The organism is Actibacterium naphthalenivorans, from assembly GCF_014196965.1.
Classification (GTDB): domain Bacteria; phylum Pseudomonadota; class Alphaproteobacteria; order Rhodobacterales; family Rhodobacteraceae; genus Actibacterium_A; species Actibacterium_A naphthalenivorans.
This window is the reverse complement of sequence record NZ_JACIEQ010000018.1, coordinates 1-22993: the sequence shown is the minus strand read 5'-3', so window position 1 is coordinate 22993 and position 22993 is coordinate 1. Positions and strand designations below refer to the sequence as shown.

Annotated in this window: 25 protein-coding genes and 1 pseudogene; 20 read left to right on the top strand and 6 right to left on the bottom strand. The window is 61.7% G+C overall.

What is annotated here, in order from left to right:
* Positions 1 to 108: 108 nt before the first annotated feature.
* From GGR17_RS19275 to GGR17_RS19265, 3 genes are all read right to left on the bottom strand, one after another.
* The gene (locus GGR17_RS19275) at positions 109 to 702 is read right to left on the bottom strand and encodes a helix-turn-helix domain-containing protein (RefSeq protein ID WP_183314821.1); all 594 of its coding nucleotides are present in this window, start codon (positions 700 to 702) and stop codon (positions 109 to 111) included.
* Between the two features lie 518 nt (positions 703 to 1220).
* Entirely contained in the window at positions 1221 to 1427 is a 207-nt protein-coding gene (locus GGR17_RS19270; RefSeq protein ID WP_054540831.1) for a hypothetical protein, read from the bottom strand.
* Positions 1428 to 1965: 538 nt separating this feature from the next.
* Positions 1966 to 2895, bottom strand: coding sequence for a DUF2493 domain-containing protein (locus GGR17_RS19265; protein WP_183314819.1), 930 nt, complete (start codon positions 2893 to 2895; stop codon positions 1966 to 1968).
* 680 nt (positions 2896 to 3575) lie between these two features.
* On the opposite strand from GGR17_RS19265, the gene GGR17_RS19260 reads away from it, so the two are divergent.
* From GGR17_RS19260 to GGR17_RS19240, 5 genes are all read left to right on the top strand, one after another.
* The gene (locus GGR17_RS19260) at positions 3576 to 4658 is read left to right on the top strand and encodes an AAA family ATPase (RefSeq protein WP_054540752.1); all 1083 of its coding nucleotides are present in this window, start codon (positions 3576 to 3578) and stop codon (positions 4656 to 4658) included.
* A 52-nt stretch (positions 4659 to 4710) separates the two neighbouring features.
* On the top strand, positions 4711 to 5649 hold the full coding sequence (locus tag GGR17_RS19255; protein ID WP_183314817.1) for a S8 family serine peptidase: 939 nt from the start codon (positions 4711 to 4713) through the stop codon (positions 5647 to 5649).
* Positions 5650 to 5693: 44 nt separating this feature from the next.
* A protein-coding gene (locus tag GGR17_RS19250) for an IS3 family transposase (RefSeq protein ID WP_157445679.1) occupies positions 5694 to 7045 on the top strand; the annotation gives its coding sequence in 2 pieces (ribosomal slippage) (positions 5694 to 6030 and positions 6030 to 7045; 1353 coding nt in all).
* Positions 7046 to 7648: 603 nt separating this feature from the next.
* Positions 7649 to 7891, top strand: coding sequence for a type II toxin-antitoxin system ParD family antitoxin (locus GGR17_RS19245; RefSeq protein WP_054540756.1), 243 nt, complete (start codon positions 7649 to 7651; stop codon positions 7889 to 7891).
* Between the two features lie 5 nt (positions 7892 to 7896).
* Positions 7897 to 8217 (top strand): type II toxin-antitoxin system RelE/ParE family toxin, encoded by a 321-nt coding sequence (locus GGR17_RS19240; RefSeq protein ID WP_054540757.1) that lies wholly within the window; start codon positions 7897 to 7899, stop codon positions 8215 to 8217.
* Between the two features lie 14 nt (positions 8218 to 8231).
* Here the strand turns inward: GGR17_RS19240 and GGR17_RS19235 are convergent, their stop codons facing one another.
* On the bottom strand, positions 8232 to 8486 hold the full coding sequence (locus tag GGR17_RS19235) for a hypothetical protein (RefSeq protein ID WP_082386803.1): 255 nt from the start codon (positions 8484 to 8486) through the stop codon (positions 8232 to 8234).
* Between the two features lie 216 nt (positions 8487 to 8702).
* On the opposite strand from GGR17_RS19235, the gene GGR17_RS19230 reads away from it, so the two are divergent.
* From GGR17_RS19230 to GGR17_RS19165, 14 genes are read left to right on the top strand one after another with little or no spacing between them, the layout of a single operon-like run.
* Positions 8703 to 9029 (top strand): hypothetical protein, encoded by a 327-nt coding sequence (locus GGR17_RS19230; RefSeq protein WP_010138156.1) that lies wholly within the window; start codon positions 8703 to 8705, stop codon positions 9027 to 9029.
* A complete protein-coding gene (locus GGR17_RS19225; RefSeq protein ID WP_054540758.1) occupies positions 8986 to 9669 on the top strand; it encodes a lytic transglycosylase domain-containing protein in 684 nt (227 codons plus the stop codon). The genes GGR17_RS19230 and GGR17_RS19225 overlap by 44 nt, the downstream gene beginning before the upstream one ends.
* Complete coding sequence (locus GGR17_RS19220; protein ID WP_054540759.1) at positions 9666 to 9956, top strand: TrbC/VirB2 family protein; 291 nt, start codon at positions 9666 to 9668, stop codon at positions 9954 to 9956. Before GGR17_RS19225 ends, GGR17_RS19220 begins: the two co-directional genes overlap by 4 nt.
* A gap of 9 nt (positions 9957 to 9965) precedes the next feature.
* Positions 9966 to 10244, top strand: coding sequence for a type IV secretion system protein VirB3 (locus GGR17_RS19215; RefSeq protein WP_009574151.1), 279 nt, complete (start codon positions 9966 to 9968; stop codon positions 10242 to 10244).
* A complete protein-coding gene (locus tag GGR17_RS19210; protein WP_054540760.1) occupies positions 10234 to 12618 on the top strand; it encodes a VirB4 family type IV secretion/conjugal transfer ATPase in 2385 nt (794 codons plus the stop codon). The genes GGR17_RS19215 and GGR17_RS19210 overlap by 11 nt, the downstream gene beginning before the upstream one ends.
* Positions 12615 to 12830, top strand: a complete 216-nt coding sequence (locus GGR17_RS19205; RefSeq protein ID WP_054540761.1) for a hypothetical protein — start codon at positions 12615 to 12617, stop codon at positions 12828 to 12830. Before GGR17_RS19210 ends, GGR17_RS19205 begins: the two co-directional genes overlap by 4 nt.
* 4 nt (positions 12831 to 12834) lie before the next feature.
* Positions 12835 to 13989, top strand: a complete 1155-nt coding sequence (locus GGR17_RS19200; RefSeq protein ID WP_054540762.1) for a lytic transglycosylase domain-containing protein — start codon at positions 12835 to 12837, stop codon at positions 13987 to 13989.
* On the top strand, positions 13986 to 14783 hold the full coding sequence (locus GGR17_RS19195; protein WP_054540763.1) for a type IV secretion system protein: 798 nt from the start codon (positions 13986 to 13988) through the stop codon (positions 14781 to 14783). Before GGR17_RS19200 ends, GGR17_RS19195 begins: the two co-directional genes overlap by 4 nt.
* A 14-nt stretch (positions 14784 to 14797) precedes the next feature.
* Positions 14798 to 15445 carry a virB8 family protein gene (locus GGR17_RS19190; RefSeq protein ID WP_054540833.1) on the top strand — a complete coding sequence of 216 codons (648 nt, stop codon included), beginning with the start codon at positions 14798 to 14800 and terminating at the stop codon, positions 15443 to 15445.
* Positions 15442 to 16143, top strand: a complete 702-nt coding sequence (locus GGR17_RS19185) for a TrbG/VirB9 family P-type conjugative transfer protein (protein ID WP_157445680.1) — start codon at positions 15442 to 15444, stop codon at positions 16141 to 16143. Before GGR17_RS19190 ends, GGR17_RS19185 begins: the two co-directional genes overlap by 4 nt.
* Positions 16140 to 17465, top strand: a complete 1326-nt coding sequence (locus tag GGR17_RS19180; protein WP_054540764.1) for a TrbI/VirB10 family protein — start codon at positions 16140 to 16142, stop codon at positions 17463 to 17465. Before GGR17_RS19185 ends, GGR17_RS19180 begins: the two co-directional genes overlap by 4 nt.
* A 1-nt stretch (position 17466) precedes the next feature.
* A complete protein-coding gene (locus GGR17_RS19175; RefSeq protein WP_054540765.1) occupies positions 17467 to 18501 on the top strand; it encodes an ATPase, T2SS/T4P/T4SS family in 1035 nt (344 codons plus the stop codon).
* A 16-nt stretch (positions 18502 to 18517) separates the two neighbouring features.
* Positions 18518 to 18937 (top strand): hypothetical protein, encoded by a 420-nt coding sequence (locus tag GGR17_RS19170; protein ID WP_054540766.1) that lies wholly within the window; start codon positions 18518 to 18520, stop codon positions 18935 to 18937.
* Positions 18937 to 19962 carry a type IV secretion system protein gene (locus GGR17_RS19165; protein WP_054540767.1) on the top strand — a complete coding sequence of 342 codons (1026 nt, stop codon included), beginning with the start codon at positions 18937 to 18939 and terminating at the stop codon, positions 19960 to 19962. The genes GGR17_RS19170 and GGR17_RS19165 overlap by 1 nt, the downstream gene beginning before the upstream one ends.
* A gap of 134 nt (positions 19963 to 20096) precedes the next feature.
* On the opposite strand, the gene GGR17_RS19160 is transcribed toward GGR17_RS19165, so the two are convergent.
* Positions 20097 to 20447: an ArsR/SmtB family transcription factor gene (locus tag GGR17_RS19160; protein ID WP_007803330.1), complete on the bottom strand. Its 351-nt coding sequence runs from the start codon at positions 20445 to 20447 to the stop codon at positions 20097 to 20099.
* Positions 20448 to 20510: 63 nt separating this feature from the next.
* Here GGR17_RS19160 and GGR17_RS19155 point away from each other — a divergent pair, with 63 nt between their 5' ends.
* The gene (locus tag GGR17_RS19155) at positions 20511 to 21362 is read left to right on the top strand and encodes a cation diffusion facilitator family transporter (RefSeq protein WP_007803328.1); all 852 of its coding nucleotides are present in this window, start codon (positions 20511 to 20513) and stop codon (positions 21360 to 21362) included.
* A 120-nt stretch (positions 21363 to 21482) separates the two neighbouring features.
* Here GGR17_RS19155 and GGR17_RS19150 read toward each other — a convergent pair.
* Positions 21483 to 22901, bottom strand: a pseudogene (locus GGR17_RS19150) (type IV secretory system conjugative DNA transfer family protein); the annotation flags it as partial.
* Positions 22902 to 22993 lie beyond the last annotated feature (92 nt).

The window sequence follows — 22993 nt, the reverse complement described above, 5'->3', positions numbered from 1 at the left end:
GCCGCGCGCGCAAGCTGGGTCTGCTTGGCCACGTGCAGCCCCTGCATTGAGCCCCGGACGCGGCTCCAGCCATCCCGAAAGACCTCGCCCGTGACGGCATGGACGGCATCATTCAGCCGCATGGGCAAACTCCCTCAGCGCGGCCGTGGCCTGCAGCTGCATTGCGTCCCGACGGCGGCGCAGAAGCAGATCGATCTCGTCAGCAGAATCCAGAATGAACCGCGCCAGCCCGCGCATCTGCGCAAGACGCAGTTCGGTGAACTCGGCACTCGTGCCCCCCACGGCCCCCTGCCCCCGCCGGTTGGCCCGCGTCATCTGCTTGGCGATTTGCCCGACCCCATTCCCGACCTCGTGCAGCGAGGCGCGGTAGCGCGCCATCTCTGCTGCCATCTGCGCGTCCGGAACGAACACCCCGCCTGCCGCCTGAATGAGCCGCCGCAGCCCCTCGGCACGGCTCTCGATCCCGGCCTCGGCCAGCACCTCGTCGAGCGCCGCGAGCTCCGCAGCCGTGACCTTTACACTGACCGCTGAGACCGGAATTGCGGCATCCGTCTGGCGCTCGGCATCTGCCTTCAAGGTGTATTGGATCGCCCGCGGCGACACGCCGAACCGCTCCGCCAGGGCCGATGTGGTCACACCTTCCGCAGCTTCGCGAACGATCTCCATGCGTTCCGCATCTGAGAGACGTTTTGAGCGCGACATGCGAAGAAAGACCCCCTATTTCCTGCCACCTTCCACCAAGGCTGCCCCTACCTTACGATAATATACCTATCTGTCAATTATATACTTACGTAGCATTCAGTCTCAGGCAGCCTTGGTGTCCGCTTCACGCCGCGGCCCGCAGGGACGCGGCTCTGCCGCCCTCACCACCGGGCGACCCACCTGCCCTAGGGGTCCCGTCCGCCAGCCCCGCCCGAGGGTCTGGCCGAACACATGCGTGTTCGGACGGAACCGCGGGCGGGCGCAAACCTCACCGACAGGGCGGACAGGCAGGGTCAAGGAGGGCCAGATTTGGCTTGCCAAATCTCTGCCGCAAAAACCGGGAGGCTCTGGCCGATAGGTTTTTGTGGATGGCCCCCTTGAGGCTGACTGGCCGGTCTGTCGCGGCCTGATCATTCCGGGCGGAGTGCGTCCGTTGAACGCGCAGGGACCGGCATCCCTGGAACAGGGATCGGGCCGCCCCAAGATCGTCCCGGAGCGGCCCATCCTCGTCAGAGGATTTAGTCCTGGGGATCTTTCGCGCTCGGCGAGAACATCACCAGCTCCGAGACCGCGACGGGGAAGTCGAGCTTGAGGCTGAAGAACTCCGATCCGTCCCCGTTGCGGGTGTTTCGGAACATCGCACCCACGCGCTGAAAACGGGTGCGCTCCTGGCCATCGGTATCGGTGAACTTGACGGGGACGGTGGCGACGTAGTGGTTGGTCATTTGGGTTACTCCTTGTTGCGATGGGGATCACCCGGCACGGGGGCAAGAGGCCCGGTCGCAAGCGCAAATGCGGAGGGTCCGCGGCCAGCCGTGGAAGCCGTATTTGTGCTTGCCGAAGCGTGAGCTGAGGGCACGGGCGGGCCGACCGCGTGCGATCCACATCAATGAGCAAAAAGGAGTGATCCGGATGACCCTTGCCATCACGCAGCCGCCACCATCCGCGTCCGCGTCCCACCGAGCCTGGCCGGGGTGCTGACGGAGCCCGCCCGCGTGGATGCGATGTTCCGAAACACGCCCCGAGGAACGTGCAGGTGTTCAGCTTCATATGCGACGTCTCGACCCCTCGCGTCTTGCCCGGCTGACGATGTGCGTGAGGTGCGCACCATCCCCAGCCCATACAGATGCGGATGGGCCGCACTCTGACGGACCGGGTAAAGCGATAACGGTGCTGGCCGCCGCGAGGTGCCGATCAAGTGTGACCGACCGCACGCGCCATGAGACATGACGAAAGGGCCGCGCCAAGCGCGACCCCCTCTCTTCACTCCTGCGACGCCTTCTTCGCCGGGTCCGCAACCCGCATGACCGTCAAGCCTTTCGCTTCCGCCTTCTGCCCGAGGTTCAGCGCGACCCCGTTGCCGCCGAAGAGTACAACCCCCGTCGCCGCGAACTTGTCGTCCAGCATTTCGTCGTTGCACTTGAACGGTGCCGCACGCCCGTGCGCGGACCAGCGCGGATCGAAGCGCGCCTGCGCTATCCCGCGTGCCCGGGCCCACCGAGCCGCGATCATCTCCGCCCCGTGCTTGCCACCCTTATGGCAGAGGAAGATCTCCTGATTGCGGTTCTGTTTGATCCGTTCGCGAACCTTGTCGAGCGTGTTGAAGATCACATCAACATCGGTCCAGTCGGTGGCGCCCGAGACGATCAGGGGAACCCCCTCGACTTTCGACTTCTCGGCGGTCTCGCGGTCGTGCTGCTCGAGGAGCTGCCGCGCCTCAAAGACCGCCCCGGTCTCCTGCGCCCGGACGCTCGCGCGCGACCCGGCTGCCGGGATGAAGGCGTGGCCCGTCTCGATCTCGTAGCATTCCGCCGCAGCCTCGCTCATTACCTCGATGGCGCTGACGATCTCGCGCAGCTGCACAAAGCGCGCCTGCGCCTCTTCGAGCGCGGTCTCGGCGATCTCTGATCCGTCGTGAGATTTTGCCAGCGCACCGATCTTGTCGGCGGTGCGGTCGACCTCCTTGCCAAGCGCCACCTTGCGGCGCTGCAGGATCGTGGCGAGCCCATGGGCCAGCGGTTCGATTTCGGCTTCAAGCCCGGTGTTGCGCAATTGACCGAGCAGAACCTCGAAGCTTTCGCGGATGATGTGGTCGCTCAGGACGTGATCTTCCGGGATCGGCAGCTGCGCGTCCTTCTCGGTCAGTCCGAAAAGTTCGATCGTCTCGTAGGTGTTTGCGGTGTCGTAAGCCATGTCTGGTCTCCAGTGTTCGGTTCCAAGGCCACCACGTGAGTGTGGGGGCATGGCCGAATGCCTGGTTTCCGAATCTGCCCGGGTCAGGGACGGCGCAGCCGCCGGCTTGCCGGACGCAAAAGTTTTCCGCGCGCTGCACCCGACACATGCGCGCCCTCACGCATGGGACCGCCCCGCGCCACGGGCCGCGCCCTCGCCGAAAAGTTTTGCGATCCTTGACGCGGGCTGATTTGGGGGCCATCCGGAGGATATGCTTCCGCACTTATGTGTGTGTTTTGACGGTAGGTTTGCCCGACCCGAGCAGGCAAACGGCCCGACCGGACTCGGAAGACGGATGAAGCGGCGGGATCGTTTTGCCCCGCAAAACAGACCAGAGCGCAATCCGGCGGAGCGGCCGGGGAGGGACGTGCTCGCGAGGCGGGCAAACCGGGGCCTGGGTGCGACGCCGCGGTGAGGCCGCATGGCCGAATGCGCGACGGACCGAAGGGCCGTTCTCCCCTGCGACACGCGAAGCCGAGCTGGGGAGGCCGACAGGCTGGGACTCAGGTCGATGGTCGAGTGCACAAAACCGACACACTCCGCATGCAAACCGTGCAAATTGTCTGGTCTGTTAAAGGGTTCGGATGTAGAAAAGACCCTATCAACGCTGAAAATGATCATTCAGAAAGAGCAGTTCGACTTTGGCTTCCGCCCAACAACTCATCGGTCTCGTCAAGAGCCACGCAGAAGGGGACGCTGATCGTTTTTACGATCTGGCGATGCAACTCTCGGCGGCCGAAGAGCAGAAGGGACACACCCGACTGGCTGAACAGTTGCGGCAGTGGGCTGAAGCGGGGCAAAAGCCGCCAGCAAAGCGAACCCCTGCAGTCACCCCTATCGCAACGCCTCGCGGCGATCTTGCAGAGTTTCTTGCCGCGTCTTATCCGACGGAGCGACTCGTCGATGTAATTTTACCGGATAGGATTGGGAGTGAACTGTCGCATCTCGTCTTCGAGACGCGTATGCGCGAAAAGCTCGAGGCAAAAGGCCTGAAGCCACGGAGGCGCGTTCTCCTCTCTGGTCCTCCCGGTACCGGCAAGACACTGAGTGCGTCAGCACTGGCCGGGGAGCTGCAGTACCCCTTATTTTCGGTCATGCTCCACGGTCTAATAACGAAGTTCATGGGCGAAACGGCGCAGAAATTGAAGATGGTCTTTGATGCCATCAAGACGACACGCGGTATCTACCTGTTCGATGAAATTGACGCTTTGGCTGCGGCCCGGGGCGGTGAGAACGATGTCGGCGAAGCCCGGCGGGTTCTGAACTCATTCTTGCAGTTCCTGGATGAAGACACAGGGCCTTCGATCGTCGTCGCCACTACAAACTTGCCGGGAATTCTTGACCGCGCCGTTCTGCGCCGCTTCGATCTCGTGTTGCCCTATGTGATGCCCGATGGTCCCGCCATCCGACAGGCACTCGAACGCCGTCTGATCGGTTTCTCGTTCAATCGAATAGGATGGAAGCGGGTGACGGATGTCGCCACTGGCCTCTCAACGGCCGATATTGTGGCGGCGGCGGAAGATGCCGCGAGACGTGCGGTTTTGAATGATACTGACAAGATTGCGACACAGGATTTGCTTGACGCCCTCGAACGCCGACGGTCGCTCCAAGATTTAGGGACCAATGACAATGGCACGAGAGCTTCCACACTTCCACCTTCGCAATCTAGGACAACCTCGCCCATTCCAGGCAAAGGGCAGGGGCGGGTCCAAAAGACCAAGTGATGTCCCCAATCGCGCTGCGCACGCCCAAGCGCTGCTTCAGGCCATCGACGCGTTGCCGGATATTCCGGCCACTGAGCTTCCCGGCGTTTATCTCGAAATCAGCTCCCGTATCGACGAGCGCCTGAAAAAGGATAGCCTAGACGCCAGTGGCCTTATGCTTCTCCGCATCGAAGATTTTCCTATTCCAGGTGGCGCCCAAGAGCGTGCGACGGTGTTTGCAACAGCCAAGGGTATTGAGAACCTGCGCAAAAAGGTCGACCAGTTTCGGACGGAAGACACGCCTGATCGCGAGAAAGATGGTGAATTCATCCCGGGCCGACCAAAGAATGCAGACTTGGTTCAAAGCGTCACTGCCATTACGGAAGCGGGATTGCGTGCCCTCTGGCGCAGCCCGCCGGGCAAGTTTCCCGCGGCGGATATTGCGGCAGTCTGGGAGGTTTGGCTCGAGCCCCAAATGACCGAGGCCTTCGTTGCAGCAGCGCCTATCTTTGGTGTGACTGTGGGCGCGGATCGGCTGGAGTTTCCCGAAGATACAGTGGTGGTCGTCCAGGCCGATCGCAATCAGCTTGCCAAAGCCGTCCGGCGACTGGGCGGCGTACGCGCACTTGCCGCTCCGACAATCACTGCAGATTTCTTTGACGGCTTGCCGGTGGCCGAACAGGCACAGTGGGTCGATGAGCTTTCAGGCCGGACCACCTATTCGGATCACCCCAATGCTGGCTACGTTACGCTCCTGGATACTGGTATCAGTCGGGCGCATCCTCTGATTCAGTCGGCGCTTAGCGTGGATGATCGACATGCCGCAAATCCGGCTTGGGGATTGGAGGATGTGAAGGGCCATGGAACGCAGATGGGAGGACTCGCGCTCTTTGGCGATCTGACGCAAAAACTTCATCAGGCGAACCCAGTTATGGTCATGAACCGTCTGGAATCCGTCAAACTCCTGCCAGTGTCTGACGTCAGCACCCATCGGACAGATTTAGGGGTTTGAGCAACGGAGGATTTCTGGTTCATCGAAGCCATTATGGAGCGAAGATGAACAAGACATCCGGAACATCGAAAGACGCCGCTGACAAGCTGGTCAAGGGCATCAAACGAAAGACCCGCAAGCAGTACTCGGCCGAGGAGAAGATCAGGATCGTCCTGGCTGGTCTTCGGGGCGAAGAGAGCATCGCCGTGCTGTGCCGCCGTGAGGGCATTGCCGAGAGCCTGTATTATTCCTGGTCGAAAGAGTTCTTAGAAGCCGGGAAAGCCCGGTTGTCGGGTGATACCGCCCGTCAGGCAACGGTTCCCGAGGTTAAGGGCCTGCGATCCGAGGCACTGGCCCTGAAGGAAGTGGTCGCCGAGCTGACACTCGAGAACCGGCTGCTCAAAAAAAGCATGATCGGAGATGGGGAGGACGGAGAATGAGATACCCCGCCTCAGAGAAGCTCGAGATCATCCACACGGTCGAGGCGTCGCATCTGCCGACCCGACAAACCCTGAAGATGCTTGGTATCCCCAGCAGCACCTACTACGACTGGTACGCCCGCTGGAGCGACGGTGGCTTCGACGCCCTGGCTGATCGTTCGCCCCGTCCTGCGTCGGTCTGGAACCGCATCCCGGACACGGTGCGCGCCGATGTTATCGATTTTGCGCTGGAGCATGAAGACCTGACGCCCCGCGAACTGGCGGTCAGATACACCGACGAGAAGCGCTACTTTGTCTCGGAATCGTCCGTGTACCGCATTCTCAGCGCCGAGGATCTAATCACCGCCCCGGCTCATGTGGTGATCCGGGCGGCCGATGAGTTCCGCGACAAGACCAGCCGCCCGAACGAGCTCTGGCAAACGGACTTCACGTATCTGAAGGTGATCGGCTGGGGCTGGTTCTATCTCAGCACCATCCTCGACGACTATAGTCGGTACATCATCGCCTGGAAGCTCTGCACGACGATGAAGGCCGCAGACGTCACCGATACGCTGGACCTGGCACTGCAGGCCTCGGGCTGCGATCAGGCCACGGTCGTGCACAAGCCCCGGCTGCTCAGCGATAACGGTGCGTCTTACGTCGCGGCCGACCTGGCCGAATACCTTGGGGACAAGGGCATGGATCATGTTCGTGGCGCCCCGCATCACCCGCAAACCCAAGGCAAGATCGAACGCTGGCACCAGACCATGAAGAACCGGGTTCTTCTGGAAAATTACTTCCTGCCCGGCGACCTGGAACGCCAGATCGGCGCCTTCGTCGACCATTACAACAACTACCGCTACCACGAGAGCCTGGCCAACCTGACACCCGCCGACGTCTATCACGGTCGCGGCGCGAAAATCCTGAAGATGCGAGAGGAGATCAAAAAACAGACAATCCGAAACCGCCGGTTGCAGCACCAAGTCGCTGCCGCCTAAACTTGAACAGAAACCGAGCCAGAGCCTTCGTTACAAAACGGCCCCAGAAGTCCGAAAAACTCTGACGACGGACAACGAGGCCATTAGTCCGGATATGCTTAGTGCCGTGGCTGTTGCCACGCTGTGGATCATGTGCTTCATGATGCCGACTCCATCTATAATGGTGCATCGATACGAACCAACATTAATGATAGCAAGGTGATTTGATTGATGGTTGCTTGCGATTGTTCGTTTGTGTCGCTTGACGGCTTCCAAGATCTGACTTCGGTTCTGGCTGTTTCGGCGTCTTGAAAGTGGCCCTAACTGCGGCCCCCCTTCATGTCAGCTTTCAAACAAACATCTGTAATCAAATACAAATGTGGTAATTCAATGCGGCCATTAAAGCGGTCATGGAGGAACAGACCGCTTGAGTTCGTCAAACGGCGTGTCGCAGCGCTCATGGACTCGGGACGGGCAGTATCGGAAAACTGTCCCGCCTGGTTCCCCGGCTGGAACCCGGACGCAGAAGGACGGGATGGAGCAACGAGCCATTGTTGAGATCGAACATCAGCTTGAAGATTTGTGTCAGTATCTGATATGATTGAGCATGAATAGGAGAGTCTGATGCCAAACGTCCACCTGACCGAACCGATGCAGAAATATGCGCAGGCGCAGATCGAGTCTGGCGCCTACGCCAATCTGAGCGAAGTCGTGCGCGCCGGCGTCAGGATGCTGATGGAGAAGGATGGCGCCCGGCAGTTCTACGCCCTCAAGGCCGATCTCGAGATGGCAGCCGCCCTAGCCGAAAATGGGGACTTCGCCGAGTTCGATGCTCATGCCTTCGAACCAGATGCGTTTGATCGCTGACCTACATGACCATTCGGCTTTCCGATCAGGCCAAGTCCGACCTTGAAGAGATACGCACCTACACCGTCGAGACCTGGGGCAGGGACCAATGGCTCGTCTATTACCGCCAGTTGGTCACCGCCTTCGAACGGATCACCGGGGATCCCGACCTGGGCCGGGACAGGAGTCTCTTTGTCCCGGGGATGCGGTCCGTCAATTGCCAGCGTCACGTGATCTTCTACAAGCGGCTCGATGCGGCGGATGGCGCGGCAGTCATCCTGCGCATCGTGCACCAGCGCCGCAACATGCCCGCGCTCGTCTACTACGAGGATCTCGACGGCGGTTAAGCCCATGCGTTTCTTCATTCCAATAGTTCGACCAGTCTTCCATAGTCTTCACTGACCTCGCGTGCCTCCTGAAACGCACGTTGACGCTCAGCATCAAGGCAAAGGAAGTGTTCCTGGATGTCGGCGATGTAGTCTTCGAAATCAGAACGCAGCAGATCGGCATATTCTCGAACGTCTTCCGGCCGCTCGGGCAGGAAGGGCCGTTCCGGCGCGATACAGGCGTTTGCGATTTGGCCGATCAGTCCGAAAGGCACAACAAGACCAAGCAAGCCGTGTCGAAATGCACAAAACATGCGCAGGGCAAAACTCCTTTGCCACTTCAAATTTATGGTTTCGTGCGATAGCTACCTATTGCAGCCAAAGACGGTTCGTCAACTCGAATATATCGTCTTGCTATCATTAATGTTGTTTTGTATCGCTCACGGTGTTGCGACCCCGTGGGCCTGATACTGCACCCAGGCAGAACAAGGACCCAAGGGAAGGCCATGATAGAAGAAGCCCCGAATGTGGTTACAGAAGACGGACTGCGCGGCTTGCTCGCCGAGGGCTACCTCATTGAGGTGGTCTGCAAGGAGAGAGCAGAGAAGCGCCATAACAGCTGGTACGGCTCGTGGGTCATCCGCGCCGTCGCCACTGATGGGCGTGACGATAAGATGCTCGTCACCAGCCGAAGCGTCCTCAAGCTCCGCGACTTCAAAACCATCGTTGGCCTTGTCAGTTTCCTGGCCGACATGGGCTGTACGACCGCTAGCATCCCACTTGAAGAAGGTGGCCGCGAACGCCACGCCGCGCCTCCGGTCAAAGGCAGCTGACCGCGCGACCGCGCTCGTCGTTGCTTTGGGTACAGGCGTTTGTTCCGCGCCCCCGGCCCTGGCCGACGGTTTCATCTTTTCGGTTGGCCCAGACGGCCAATTGATTTCCACTTCTCAAGAGGCAAACGGGCGCCTTTTTCTCTTCGCAGAACCTCGCGTTCCTGACGCAACGAGCGAGACAGCGATCCCGGCTCGATCCGCCGCCCGAGCCACCCCAGAAATCCTCCATGCGATCGAGACCACGGCGCTACGGTATGCCGGGCATGGTGCGCTGCGTCGCGCGGGGCTTTCCGTCACTGATTGGGCGCTCCTTTACCGAGCCAACATTGAAGTCGAGAGCGCATACAATCCGGCTGCACGTAGCCCTGTCGGTGCCATAGGCCTCGGGCAGCTTATGCCGGATACTGCCCGCGACCTCGGCGTGGACCCACATGACATTGCGCAGAACCTCGACGGATCAGCTCGCTACCTGCTCATGATGCTCGACCAGTTCGGCGAGGGCTCTCTGGCCCTCGCGGCATACAACGCTGGCCCTGAGGCGGTCACACGCCACGGCGGCATTCCCCCTTTTCGCGAAACCCAAGGGCATGTGGCCCGTGTGACTGCCGTGTTTGAGCGGCTCAGAGGAGATCTTTCATGACATCGAGACCTTCGATCGTCGCGCTCGGCGCGATGGCCCTTATCGTGCTGGCGGGTCCAGCGCTTGCACAGAGCATCGATCTCTCGCCGGTACAGACCCTGCTTCAAGGAATTGTCGATGCGATCACCGGTCCCTTGGGGATCGTGATTGGCACGCTCGCACTGATCGGGGTGTTCCTTTCCTGGCTCTTTGGCATCCTCGACTTTCGTCAGGCGCTCTGGGTCGTGGTTGCAATCGCGGGCATCGCCGCAGCACCGACCATCGTCGCCGCCATCTGGACCACCTGAGCTCCATCCATGGCTGACCAGTCCCGCGTGTTCATCGGTCTTCTCAGGCCACCCAAGCTGATGGGCTTGCCGATCATGTATGCCATGGTCTGGCTCTTCGGCTCGACGCTTCTGTTCCTCTGGGTGCAGAGCTGGGTGGTGGCTGTGTTCGCGGGGCTGGCCTGGCCGGCGCTTTGGAAAGCCGCAGACTGGGATCCGAACTTCCTCGATGTCCTGGTGATCACCCTGCAGGAAACCCCGCCGACCACGAACCGCAAGCTGCACGGAGGCGACAGCTATGCCCCGTGATGGACTTGCCAATGACGTAGCGGAGGCGCTCGATCCGCTGACTGCGCTACCCGCATGGGTCAAGGGCGAGAAGCGGCTCTCAATGATGCTGCCCTACGTGAGCCTCGTGACCGACCGGACGATCCGAACACGCGGCAACGAACTGATGCAGTGCATCAGGCTCGAGGGGGTGAACAGCACCACGAGCGAGGACGGGCATCTCGACCGGATCGGAGGGTTGCTGGCTGGCATCGTCGCGCAGGTGGGGACGGAGTTCTCCTTCTACCTGCACAAGGTGTCGAAAGCGGTTGATGTGACCCTGCCGCCCGTTCCGGGCGAGGGGTTTGCGGCTGCCGTCGACGAACGATGGCACGCGCATCTCGGCCGCGCGGGTTTGCGCGACAAGACGCTGACCCTGACGGTGCTGAAGCGACCTGAGACCCGCAGCCGCTTGCCGTTAGGACTTGGGGCGTCTCGCTCGCGACATGCGGCCGACACCACCCGCCGCTTGCGCAAGCTCGACGAGGTTGTGGGGTTTCTGCTGTCCTCCTTCGATGAGCTGAAGCCCCGCCTGCTGGCCGCAAGCACCGGAGAGCTTCTGGGCTTCCTCGGTTCACTCAACACGGGCGAGGAGCACCCGCTCTTCCCCCGGTCGCGCCTCGGTGTGATCGCCGAGGACGTAGCCAATACGCGCGTCACCTTCCGCGGCACGACCATCGCACTCTCGGACGGTGCCGTCGGCGACAAGCTCGGGGCGATCTTTGCGGTGAAGAACTACCCCGCCAAGACCGATAGCCTGATGCTCGACGAGTTGAATCTGCCCGTCGACATGGTGGTCACGCACTCTTTTGTGCCGATCAACGCCAACATCATGGCGGGCCGGATCAAGCGGCAGCTGCGGCTAATGCAGGCCGCCAATGACGGAGCCGTCAGTCTCGCCCAGGAACTGGAACTCGCGCAGGACGATCTGGAATCCAAACGCCTGATCTTTGGCGAGCACCACATGACCGTGGCCGTCTATGCCCGCACCCAGACGGCGCTTGACGACATCGCGGCCGAAATCCGCAACATCTCCGCCACCTCCGGCATCAACCTGATCTCGGAAGCCTTCGGCGCACGGGCGCATTTCATGGCGCAGCATCCGGGGAATACTGGGGCGCGCAGCCGCAAGGCCGCGATCACGAACCACAACTTCGCCGATCTCGCTACCTTCCACCGCACCCCGCTCGGAAAGACAGGGCGGGAAGTCCCCTGGGGCGTGCCGATCACGCTCTTTCCGACACCTGAGCGCAGTGGTTTTCGCTTCAACTTCCACGAACAGGGCGCGCCGGAACGCGAGCCCACGGGAGGCCACACGCTGATCCTCGGCCGTCCCGGCTCCGGCAAATCCGTCCTGGCGGCTTTCCTGATGACCATGGCCCGGCGGGCAGGTGCGCGGGTCTTCGTCTTCGACTATCGCGCGGGCATGGAGATGGCCGTCCGCGCGCTCGGCGGCAGCTATTCGACCGTGCGGGCGGGGCGCCCCACGGGCCTCAATCCGCTCCAGACCGAGATCGACGTGCGGGGCCAGGCATGGCTTGCTGATTGGCTCGCGAGCCTCTTGGAGCGGCGCGATCGACCGCTGACCCCGGTTCAGACCAACCGACTGCAGGAAGTCGTGCGCCAGAACGCCAGCGCAGGACATGCGGGCCTGCGGAACTGGTCGGATTTCGCCTCGCTGCTGGTCTCGACCGATGACGAGGGCGATCTCTTCGAGCGTATGCAGGAATGGACGGCCGAGGGTCGCTACGGCTGGATCTTCGGGGCCAATGCCGAGGACAGTTTCAGCATCGACGGTGACATCGCGGGCTTTGACCTCACCGGAATCCTCGATTCCGAGAGCGAGCGGGAACGCATGGCGGTCCTGTCCTACCTCTTCCGCCGGGTCGAGCGCGTGATCGAAGACCGCAAGCCCACCATCATCGTCATCGACGAGGCATGGAAAGCCCTCGACAACGCCTATTTTGCGGAGCGGCTCAGCAATTGGCTGGTGACCGCCCGCAAGCAGAACGCCGTCGTCGTGATGATGACGCAATATGCCAGCCAGCTCGAGCGCACGCGCACCGGCAAGACCATCGTGGAAGCGGTGCCGACGCAGGTGCTCTTGCCCAACATTCGTGCTTCCGCCGCTGACTACGCGATGCTCGGCCTGACCGAGAAAGAGCTCGACGTGCTTCTAGGCGTCGGCTCGGCCTCGCGGCTCGCGCTTGTACGCGACGACCGTGGTTCCGTCGTGATCGATGCCGATCTCAGCGCGCTCGGCCCCCTCGTGACCATCCTTGGCGGAATGGAGAAGGGCGAAGCGCTTGTCGGCGCTGATTATCGCGAACGTCCTGATTTCTGGAGAGTGACATGACCCGTACCATCATTCGCAGCGTCGTGCTGCTCGGGCTCGGCCTGACCCTGACAGCCTGTGCGCAGTATAACCCCCCGCAAGCCAACTGCTTCAATTTTCGCGAGGCTCCTGCGCAGGTGGGAACCGCCACCGCCACGATCTCGACCATGGGGGCGGAGGTCACGCGCCGCGACACGGCCTGCGATTTCGTCCTCTTGGGGGCGGGCGGCTGAGCCAATGCGGACCTGGCTTCCTCTCTCGATGATCGGCTTTGCACTGGCAGGTCCCACACTGGGGCCAGCGGTCGCCCAAGGCGTGCCGACCTTCGATCTGCGCCTCTTCGCAGAGCGGCAGGCCATCCTTGAGCAGACCGATCGGGACCTGGCACTGCAGCAGGACCGGCTAAGCCGCGAGGAGGAACTGGCCGAAATCGAGCGCCAGCAACTCGCCTCCCTCGAAGGGCTGATGGATGCCATGTCGCTTGGCGCTGGAGACGTGGCCGGAACCGTGGCGGGGCTCGAGGCGGTAGACGACGTCGAAAGCGCGGCCGCCAGTCTTTATGCGCCCGAGGACACCAACCCAGCGGCAGCGCGGATGTTCGGCGATGCCCGGGAGGGGATCGAGGAGCTGATCATCCGCGCAGCACGCGACACCCATAGTCTGTCCGGGGTCGGCCGCGCAGGTCTTTCGCTCGTGCAATGGCGCTGTCTCTTGCAGGCGCTGATCTGGCAGGAAAGCCGTTTCCAGATCGGGGCACGCTCGCCCGTGGGGGCCTTCGGACTTACCCAGATCATGCCCGGTACCGCGGGCGATCTCGGGATCTACCCGGCCTATTACGACGATCCCTATCTGCAGGTCACCGGCGGTGCGCGATACCTCGCACAAATGCTGAACATGTTCGATGGCAACATTATCCATGCGCTCGCCGCCTATAACGCCGGGCCGGGCAATGTGCAGGATTATGGCGGTGTGCCACCATTCGCGGAAACCCAGCATTATGTCGTGGTGATCCCGCAGCAGTACAACAGCTACCTCGCGGCCGTAGGCGGCATCGATGCGCTCGGCACCATCGACCCTGTGCTCCTCGCCAACGCGAGTTTCAGCCTCTCGGCCCACGGCGCAGGGGTCTATGGTGACTATTCGCTGGTCTCGGTCCGTGCCGCCGCGCTGCGGGTTCAGGACATCATCACCCGCATTGGTGAGACCGAGGATCTCCACGAGGCCATCGCGCTCAACACCTATGCCCGGGCCGAACTGGCCCGGCTGGTCGCAATCCGGACCCGGATCAAGGCCGCCCGAACCGAGCCACTCAGCGCCGAGCAGATCGCCTTGGCGGCGGCCCAGGCTGCCGAGCGGCAATTCATGGATTTCAGTCAGGAGGATTTGCGTTGAACCTGCGCCTGCCCCGTTCCCTTTTCGCCGGTAGCATCGCTCTCGCGCTTGCCCTCAATGTCACCGGACCTGTCGCGGCACAGGGTGTGCCCACGGTGGACACTCAGAACATTGCCCAGGAAATCCGCCAGCTTCAGCAGATGTTGCAGGATTTCGGGATCCAGACCGATCTTCTGGACAATGCGTTGGAGCAACTGGACATGCTGCAAAGCCAGCTCGATCAGCTGAACGAGATGTATGCCTCGCTCACCGGGCCGCGCAGCATCCTCGGGCTTGCCATGGGCGGGAACCTCGACACTTTGCTTGAGGCCAACTTCGAAGACATCCCCGGCCTGATCCGGGGCATCCAGGCGGGCGATTGGAGCGCTCTCATCGGGCCCAATGCCGGGCCCATGCGCACGCAGATGGAACAGGCGCTGGCAAGTGCCGGGTTCGACGAGGATTCACTCCGCGAAATCGCCACCAGCGGCAATCCGGGCGCCGAAGGCGTGGCCACGCGGGCAACCACAGGTGCTGTAATGTCGGCGGCGGCGCAGAACAGCCACGCAGAGGCGGAACAGTCTCTCGAACGGGTGGAACGTCTGGTCGAGATGATCCCGGACATGGAGGATCTCAAAGCCTCGATGGATCATAACACGCGCGTCACGGCGGAACTTGCTATCGCCATGACCCGGATGTGGGAACTGGAAGCGATCCAGACCCTCGGCGCAGGCAATGCAGGCGTGGTTGATGCCGCCACCGTCGCCGAAGAGCGCCGCTACATGGACTTCACCTTGCCGGATCTTGAGCCATGAGTGGGGCAGGCGTGATGACTGCGCGCGAACTCGTGGAAGAGGAACTTGTTTACGGTGCCCTGCGCCGTGAACAGCTTTGGCGAGTGATCGGCCTTTCCGGGGCGGGCTTTGGCGTATTCGGCTGTTTGACGGCTGCGGCTGTCGCGCTGATGGTCGAAACGCCGCCTCCCGTGGTTGTGCCATACGATCCCGCGACCGGGATGGCGCTCCCCAATGCCACGGTTGAAACCGTGTCGCTCGCCGAACGGCCTGCCGTGATCGAAGCGCAAGTCTACCGCTACATTCTGGACCGCGAAACCTACAACCAGCTCGACAACGATCTTCGTGTCCGCCGTGTCCTGGCACAGTCTTCCGGGTCGGCCGAGGCCAGCATGCGCGCGATGTGGACATCGGGGCAGGAGAGCTATCCGCCGACGCGTTACGGGGCTGCGGCCGAGATGGCCGTTGAGATCGCATCGATCACCCTTATTGGCGATAACCGCGCCCAGGTGCGGCTCAGAAAGCGCCTGACAAGCCCGCAAGGGGTACAGGATGGATCGTTCACTGCCACGTTGATGTTCGAATTCCGGCCCGAGCGGACCCGCGCGATCGACGATGTCTGGCAAAACCCTTTCGGTTTCACCGTCACCCAATATGCCATCCGATCGGACCGTTCCGAATGACCCGCACTGCAATCACTACGCTGTTTGCTGCCGGATTTCTCGCGTTCGCGGGAACGACTGCCTTGGCCGAAACGACGCCCCGCCCAGGTTCTCATGACAATCGCGTGCGCGTCGCGACCTGGACTGAAGGTCAGGTTTACCGTGTCGTCACGACTCTGACCCGCGTCACCACAGTCGAATTCGGTGAGGGTGAAACCATCCGCTCGATCATCGCCGGCGATACGGTCGGGTTTCAATTCGACGGTGTCCCGGGTGGCCGTGCCTTCGCCATCAAGCCGACAGCATCTGGCGTCGCCACCAACATCACCGTCTACACCAACCGCCGCTCCTACTACTTCCATGTCGTCGAAGCCCGGGAGACGCCGCATTATGTCGTGCAGTTCCGCTATCCTGAAAACCGCGTGCAACCCACCAGGGCGGTTGCGGCCGATGCGCCGAACGCGAACTATGCGGTCAGCGCCCGAGAAGAGTTCACGCCGACGGCCATCTGGGATGATGGTACCTTCACGTATTTCCGGTTCGCACGGAATGCACCGGTGCCCGCCATCTTCCGATATTCGAACGGGAGGGAACGCGCGGTGAACAGCCACACCTCAAGTGACGGCGTCATCCGCGTGTCCGGCGTCAACCGACAATGGGTCCTTCGCCTTGGCGAAGATGTGGTTTGCGTCCAGGACGCAGGGCAGGCCACATCATGACCGAAGGTACGGAAGACCTCGCCGCGCGCCTCGCGGCTCTCGAAGGCTCGACAGGCAAAGCGAAGGCCAACAAGCGGCCTGCGCCGCTTGCCGCGATCCTTGGTGTCGTCGGCATTGCGGCAGCAGGTGGTCTGGCGTGGGCTGCCCTACAGCCGTCGGCAGAAACACCAATGGCGACCGCCGCGCCGGAAGAGTTCCAGAGCAGCGGCCCCGGATTCGGAGATCTGGCGCCGATTTCTGCCCCGGAGCCCAGCCAAGCCCCGCCTGCGGACACAGGTCCGAGCGAGTCAGAACTCGCGCTGATAGAAAGTCTTGCGACATTGAGAGCGGAACTCGAGGAACTGCGCGCAAGACCGGCCGAGGCCGCGGATAGCGGGGCGGAGCAGGCTATTGCGGACCTGACGGCGCAAATTGCCACCTTACAGGAAGCATCCGCCGAGGCTCAGCGTGCCCTCGAGCGGCAACTGACCGAGCGGGATCGCGAATTGGATCAGCTCCGCATGGACTTGGAACTTGCACGGCTTGCACCACCAGAGCCGACCTCATTGGGACCAAGTGAAGAAGAATTGCGGTTGGCCGAACTAGAAAGGCGGCGCGCAGCCGAAGCCGAGGCCCGCGCAGAGCGTATCGCGTCTCCTATGATCGCCTTCTCCGGGATGGGCGCGGGTGCGGATAGGGAGAATACGCTGGAAGCCGCGCGACTGAATGCAGATGAAGCCTTTGTTCGTTCGGGCGCGCAACCTGCACAGGTGACACGTGCCGAAGTGATCGCGAACCCATCGAACACGGTTGTTCAGGGCACCATGATTCAGGCTGTGACAGAGACGGCCCTCGACAGCACACTGCCCGGCGCGATCCGCGCCATCGTCTCGGAAGACGTCCATTCTTTCGATGGAACGCGTATCCTGATCCCGCGCGGCGCGCGGCTGATCGGGCGCTACCGCTCCGATGTCGCACTCGCCCAATCGCGCGTCATGGTGGCATGGGACCGGATCATCTTGCCCGATAATCAGACCGTGCAGGTTAGCGCCTTCGGTGGAGACGAACTTGGCCGTACTGGCACCACCGGGTTTGTCGACACCCGTTTCGCGCAACGCTTCGGCTCCGCCGCGCTGATCTCCTTGATCGGCGCCCTGCCTGCGGCTGCAGCGGGTCAGATCGACAGCGAGGCGGCGGCCGATGTCGCGAGCGATGTCGGCACGGACCTGCGCGACAGCACCCAGAGCGTGATGCAGGACTATCTGGCGATCCGGCCAGTGATACATGTCGATCAGGGCACCCGGATCACGGTCATGGTTGATCGTGACCTCGAGATTTTCTGACATGGCTGCAAGTTATCTGGAAGCGTCGCTCGACCGTTTCGGCCCCGAGGTCCTGCGCGACGACACGATCGAGATCTGCATCAATCCCGACGGACAAGTCTGGGGCGAATTCCAAGGCGATCACTTCATGCGAGGTCTCGGCAGCCCGCTGAGCCAGACTGAGATCAAGGACCTCGGCAACCAGATCGCCTCCGCCGCCTCGACCACGCTCAGCACCAAGAAGCCTATCGTCTCGGTCTCGATCCTATATCGAGATCGCCCGATCCGCGCGCAGGTGATCCAGCCGCCGGCAGTCGAGGGCGGGTTTTCCATATCGCTGCGGTTCTTCTCCTCCCTGCCGCTTGAGAAGATCAAACTCGGTTTCCTTTTCGGCAAGGAACGCAGCCTTGAGGGTCTGCGCCGGGAACGGAACGCAGCGCTGCGCGATGTGGTGAGGTCCGGCGACATCGACGCCGCGCTGCGGTTTTGCGTCGAGAACAAGCTCAACATGATCGTCTCGGGCGGTACATCGACCGGCAAGACGGTCGCGGCGCGCAAGATCCTTTCGCTGATCCCGCCCGAAGAGCGGATCATCACCATCGAGGAGGCGGCCGAGCTGCGCCCCGAGCAGCCCAATGTCGTGACGTTGATCGCGGCCCGGGACACGGATGCCCGCAGTGCCGATGTGCTCTTGGCCTCAACGCTTCGCATGCGACCTGACCGGATCGTCCTAGGCGAAGTCCGCGGGCGCGAGGCGATGACGTTTCTCGAGGCAATCAACACCGGCCACGGTGGATCGCTGACCACGCTGCATGCCGAGACCCCACAACTTGCTGTTCGCCGCCTCGCCATCGCCGCCCTGAAAACGGATGTGCCGATGAACTACGCCGACATGATCGATTACATCGAAGGCTCGATCGACGTGATCATTCAGGCAGGCCGCCATGAAGGCGCGCGCGGAATCACCGAGTTCTTCCTCCCGGGTCAAACCACAGATTTGAACCTCGACACGGTCGACGGCAGAGGCAACAAGAGCCCCTCCGTTGCCGCTGAGTAAAAAAGGAACCCCCCAGATGCGAAAACTAATTCTCGCACTCATGCTTGCCGCCTTGGCGGGCCCTCTTGTGGCGCAGACTTCGCCGCAGGTCTCAAACGATCTCACAGTCAATATGTCGCCGCAACAATACCGGATCTGCAACGAACGTCCGGCGCGCCCGACCTGGATGGACGAAATCAATCCGCGTGAAGCTTACAAGGCAGCAGCTTTGATGGAGTTGTACGAAATTCGTGCCTGGGAGGAGATTGCAGAATCTGGCGACTGCAGCTGTGAAACCCGCTTTCCCGCTTGGGATAGCTCCGATGGCGAATATCATGAAAGGTATGCAGGCCTTAGCCAAGCCGAGCATTCAGCGTTTCGCCGCGACTGGATTGAAGTAAGGAAGCAACTCGAGCCGAGCGTGCGTACAATCTGCGAAGCTCAAGGCAACTGGTAATGGGCGTCGTCAGCTGGATGGTCGGAACGGCAGACGCGTTCCTTGTCGATGCGGCTGAGTCCCAGTTCGGGGCCGTGGCAAGCAATACCGGCACGATCGTCCTGCTGATGGTCACGCTTTCGCTAATCGGCGTCTGCATCAACATGGCATTCCAGTTCCGCAGCATGGATGGGGCCAGCTTCTTCTGGTACCTGATCAAGCTGACCCTTATCGGTCTGTTCGCCTTCAATTGGGCAAACTTCAATGCAGTAGCAAACGCAGTCATTGGAGGCTTGGACTACGTCGCTGGCGCACTGGTGTCTTCGGTTGGCGGCGGAGGAGCCGGAGCCACACACTTTGCCGGCGAATTCGACATCCTGATCGAAAAATTCAGCCAGTACCTGAATGCCATCGGCAGCAACCTGAACTGGATGACGGGCGCGATCCTAGGCGGAATCGGGCTTATTCTTTTGAGCTTCCTTGGCTTCATGACCGGCATCGTCCTCATATTCGCCAAGATGATGCTGACCCTCATGCTCGGCCTTGCTCCGATCATGATTGCATTGTCGCTCTTCGACGCGACCAAAGATTTCTTCCACAGATGGGTCTCGACGACAGTCAGCTATGCCTTCTACCCCATCGTAATCGCAGCAATGTTCTCTACCGTCGTCGGCATGGCGAATTCGCTGCTAGCCCAGCTCGGTGATCCGAACTCGGCAACCAACATCGGATCGCTGGTGCCGTTCTTCGTCATGGTGTTCCTGGCCAAGGGATTTGTGGCAGCAACACCCCTGATCGTGCGAGGGATATCGGGGAACCTGATGGTGGCGGCGACGCCTGCTGTTGCCGCTGGATCGATCGGGATCATGCGAGGGATCCTCAATACCGACGGCGTAAAGGGCAGGGCGCAGATCGGGGCGCTCCCGACAGGCGAAGCGATCGGGCGGGGTGCGGTGCAGGCACCTGCAGTCGTACGGACCGCTACAGTGACCGCCAGCGCGCAGCTAGTCAGGATGGCGGAACGGGCAAAACGGCTGAGAGGATAGACGTCGATGAGCTGACGTTCGCCAAGGCCTTCGGCAAAGCTCACAATGCGGACAAAGGGTGCATTCGCTGCGGATGCGCAGATGGCTGCTTCAGGTTTGGCGCACCGATAGGACATTGCAGCAGGTCGCGCCGGTTAGTCCGTATAGCTTTGGCAGGCATCAACTCCGTTGGCTGTCGAGGCAAGTAGCTGATCTGCATCACGGATGAGATCGGCGACCCGCCTGTCCGCCAGACGATACCGAACGAAACGGCCTTTGCTGCGGCGACTGACCAGCCCGCATTCCAGCAGACAGCGCAGATGGTTCGAGACGTTGGGCTGACCCAAACCCGTATGCCCGACGATTTCCTGCACGTTGCGTTCGTCCGACACCAGCGCATCGAGGATCGTCAGACGGCTGGGATCGCTTAGGCCCCGGAAGAGCTTTGCCCGCAGTTCCAGTGTATCGGGTGCCGAAAGATCGTCTTGAATGTTTTGCGCTGTCATATCATTATCCACTGATACGTTAGCAGCGTACCTTTTCGCCCGCCACCACAAAAAGGATCGCACATGAGCCAGCCCGATAACAGCAAGTTGGCGACAGCCTCCTCCCCGATCCGAATGCGGGTGCAAGGCATGGACTGCGCGAAAGATGCCGCCGAGATCGAGCGCGCGGCCCGGTCTGCGGGCGTGGCCGAAGGCGACGTGAAAGTGTCCGCCGCCACCCACATCATGACATTGCGGATCGCGGACGGCGATCTGCCGAAAGTGCGGCCCGCGCTCGACGCGACCGGCTACGGTTTCGAGAAGATCGAGGACGGCGATACATCGTCCGATCCGGCCTACAAGGACCCGAGCTATCGCCGCGCGCTCTGGATCGTGGTCGCGCTCAATCTCGGATACGGCGTGGTCGAAATGTTCGGCGGGTTCCTGTCCGGTTCGCAGGCGCTGAAGGCAGACGCGCTCGATTTTCTGGGCGATGGTGCGATCACGTTTCTGGGCCTGCTCGCCATCGGCTGGAGCCTGACATGGCGGGCGCGGTCGGCGATGATCCAAGGCGTGTTTCTGGGCCTTCTGGGCCTTGGCGTTGTCGGCAGCACGCTCTGGCGTGTCCTCAACCAGACCACGCCAGAAGCCGGGTTGATGGGAGCCTTCGCGGTAGGTGCGCTGATCGTAAACATCCTCGCGGTGCTGCCGCTGCTAAAGCACCGCAAGGGTGATGCCAATATGCGAGCCGTCTGGCTGTTCTCTCGCAACGACGCCATCGGCAACCTCGCCGTGGTCATCGCCGCCGGGCTGGTCGCGTGGCTTGGCAGTGCATGGCCCGACCTGATCGTCGCGTTCGCGATCGCGGGGCTTTTCCTGCATTCGTCGTGGATGATCATCCGCGATGCCCGGAGTGACTTGGTGGAAGCTGACTAACTCCATCATGGTGCGACGCGCCGGACGAAAGCCGACATTCGCGCGCCCCGCAGCATCGGTGAGTCTGGGCTCGGAGCCGTTATTCGCCGCGCCTTGAGCGAAGGTCCGCAGTTGAGAAACTCATCCATGCTCCGCAATTATCGTCCTAGTCGTTTGAACGGCGGATTCCAGCGCCGCCCGGTTAGCACCCCTGATCCCCAATCCCTCGACATCAAGTGACAGCTGACCCTGGCCACCACCTGTCGCAGCAGCCCGAGCCGCTCGGCTGCGGGCTTTCCCTGAACTCCCTGGATTAGTCGTCTTTGCGCTCGGCGCATTCGCGCCGACGTCCCGCGCGACATTTGCCGCCCGCATCTCTTGCAGTTCCTGCTTCAGCCTCTCCACCGTCTCGCGGGTCTCGGTCATCTGCCGATCCCGCCGCAGGCCGTCCTCGTCCGGATACGGGAAACTCCCCGATTGACCGGCGTGCAGAACCTTCAACACTGGGTCCTCGAAATACTTCACCCTTCTTGCCCGGATCGGCATCTGCGCGTCGATCACGAGGATGACCTCGTCGAGGTCCATGCGTCGGGCCTCATCCTCGGTCAGGAGCGGGGTATCTTCTGTCCTCTCCGAGACGCTGCGCCCTTCGAATGGGTTGCGTCCAACAGCGCGGGAGCGGGTCACCACCCGCTTGGTGGTCTTGCCGACAGCCTGGCTCAGCTCCTCGATGGTCTTCTGCTCGGACGGGGTGAGGTAGAGCTTCACGCCGGCGCCGCCCTGAAGCGACCTGCGGGTGTTCTCACCATAGATCTCGTCCAGCGCCGGGATCGTCTGGGTCACGATGGCGAGGTTGCCGCCGAAGGAGCGCAGCGTCTTTATGCTTTCGGCGACGATTGGCATTTTCCCGAGCCGGTCAAACTCGTCGAGCATGATCATCACCGGCCAGGGCTCGTCATCGCCGGGTTCCTGTGCTTGCAGCGAGGCGATCAGGTCCGAGAAGAAGAGGCGGATCAGCGGGGCAAGCGGGCGGATCATCTCGGATTCGACCGCAAGATAGATCGCATGTGGGCGACGGCGGATATCCCGGAAGGAAAAGTCAGAGGTCGCGGTGGCCGCGTCGATCGCGCGGTTGTCCCAGGTGTCGAGACCCGATGTCATGAGAAGCGAGAGGTAGGAGGTGAGGGTGTCGTTGTTGGTCGAGGCCATACGCTCGAAGATCAGTTTGGCCGAGGTGTTCTTCACCTCCTGCGAACGCTTCAGATATTCCTTCTGCTTGTCGCCCCCCGAGGCGGTGATGCGGTAGATCTCGCCGATGGTCGGCACGCCGCGCTCGAAGGCCAGAAGACCGGCCGCCACGAACAAGTCGATACCGCCTGCGAGAAGGCCGCTCAGCTTTTCGTTGTCGGTCTGCAGGAAGAGCTTCGCGGTGAGTTTAAGCTCCATCTGCTGCCGGTCGGGGTTGGTCATGGCAGCAATGCGCGCCAGCGGATTATAGCGATGTGTTGGTCGGTCCCAGTCGGTCGGCGCGAAGCGGAAAACCTTGTCCCCCATGCTGGCCCCATCGGAAGGTTTCTTCGTAGAACCACGCTAAGGGGGAACTTTCAGAGAACATCTTCACGTTTCCCAGTCTCTGGCTGGTCTGATGTTCA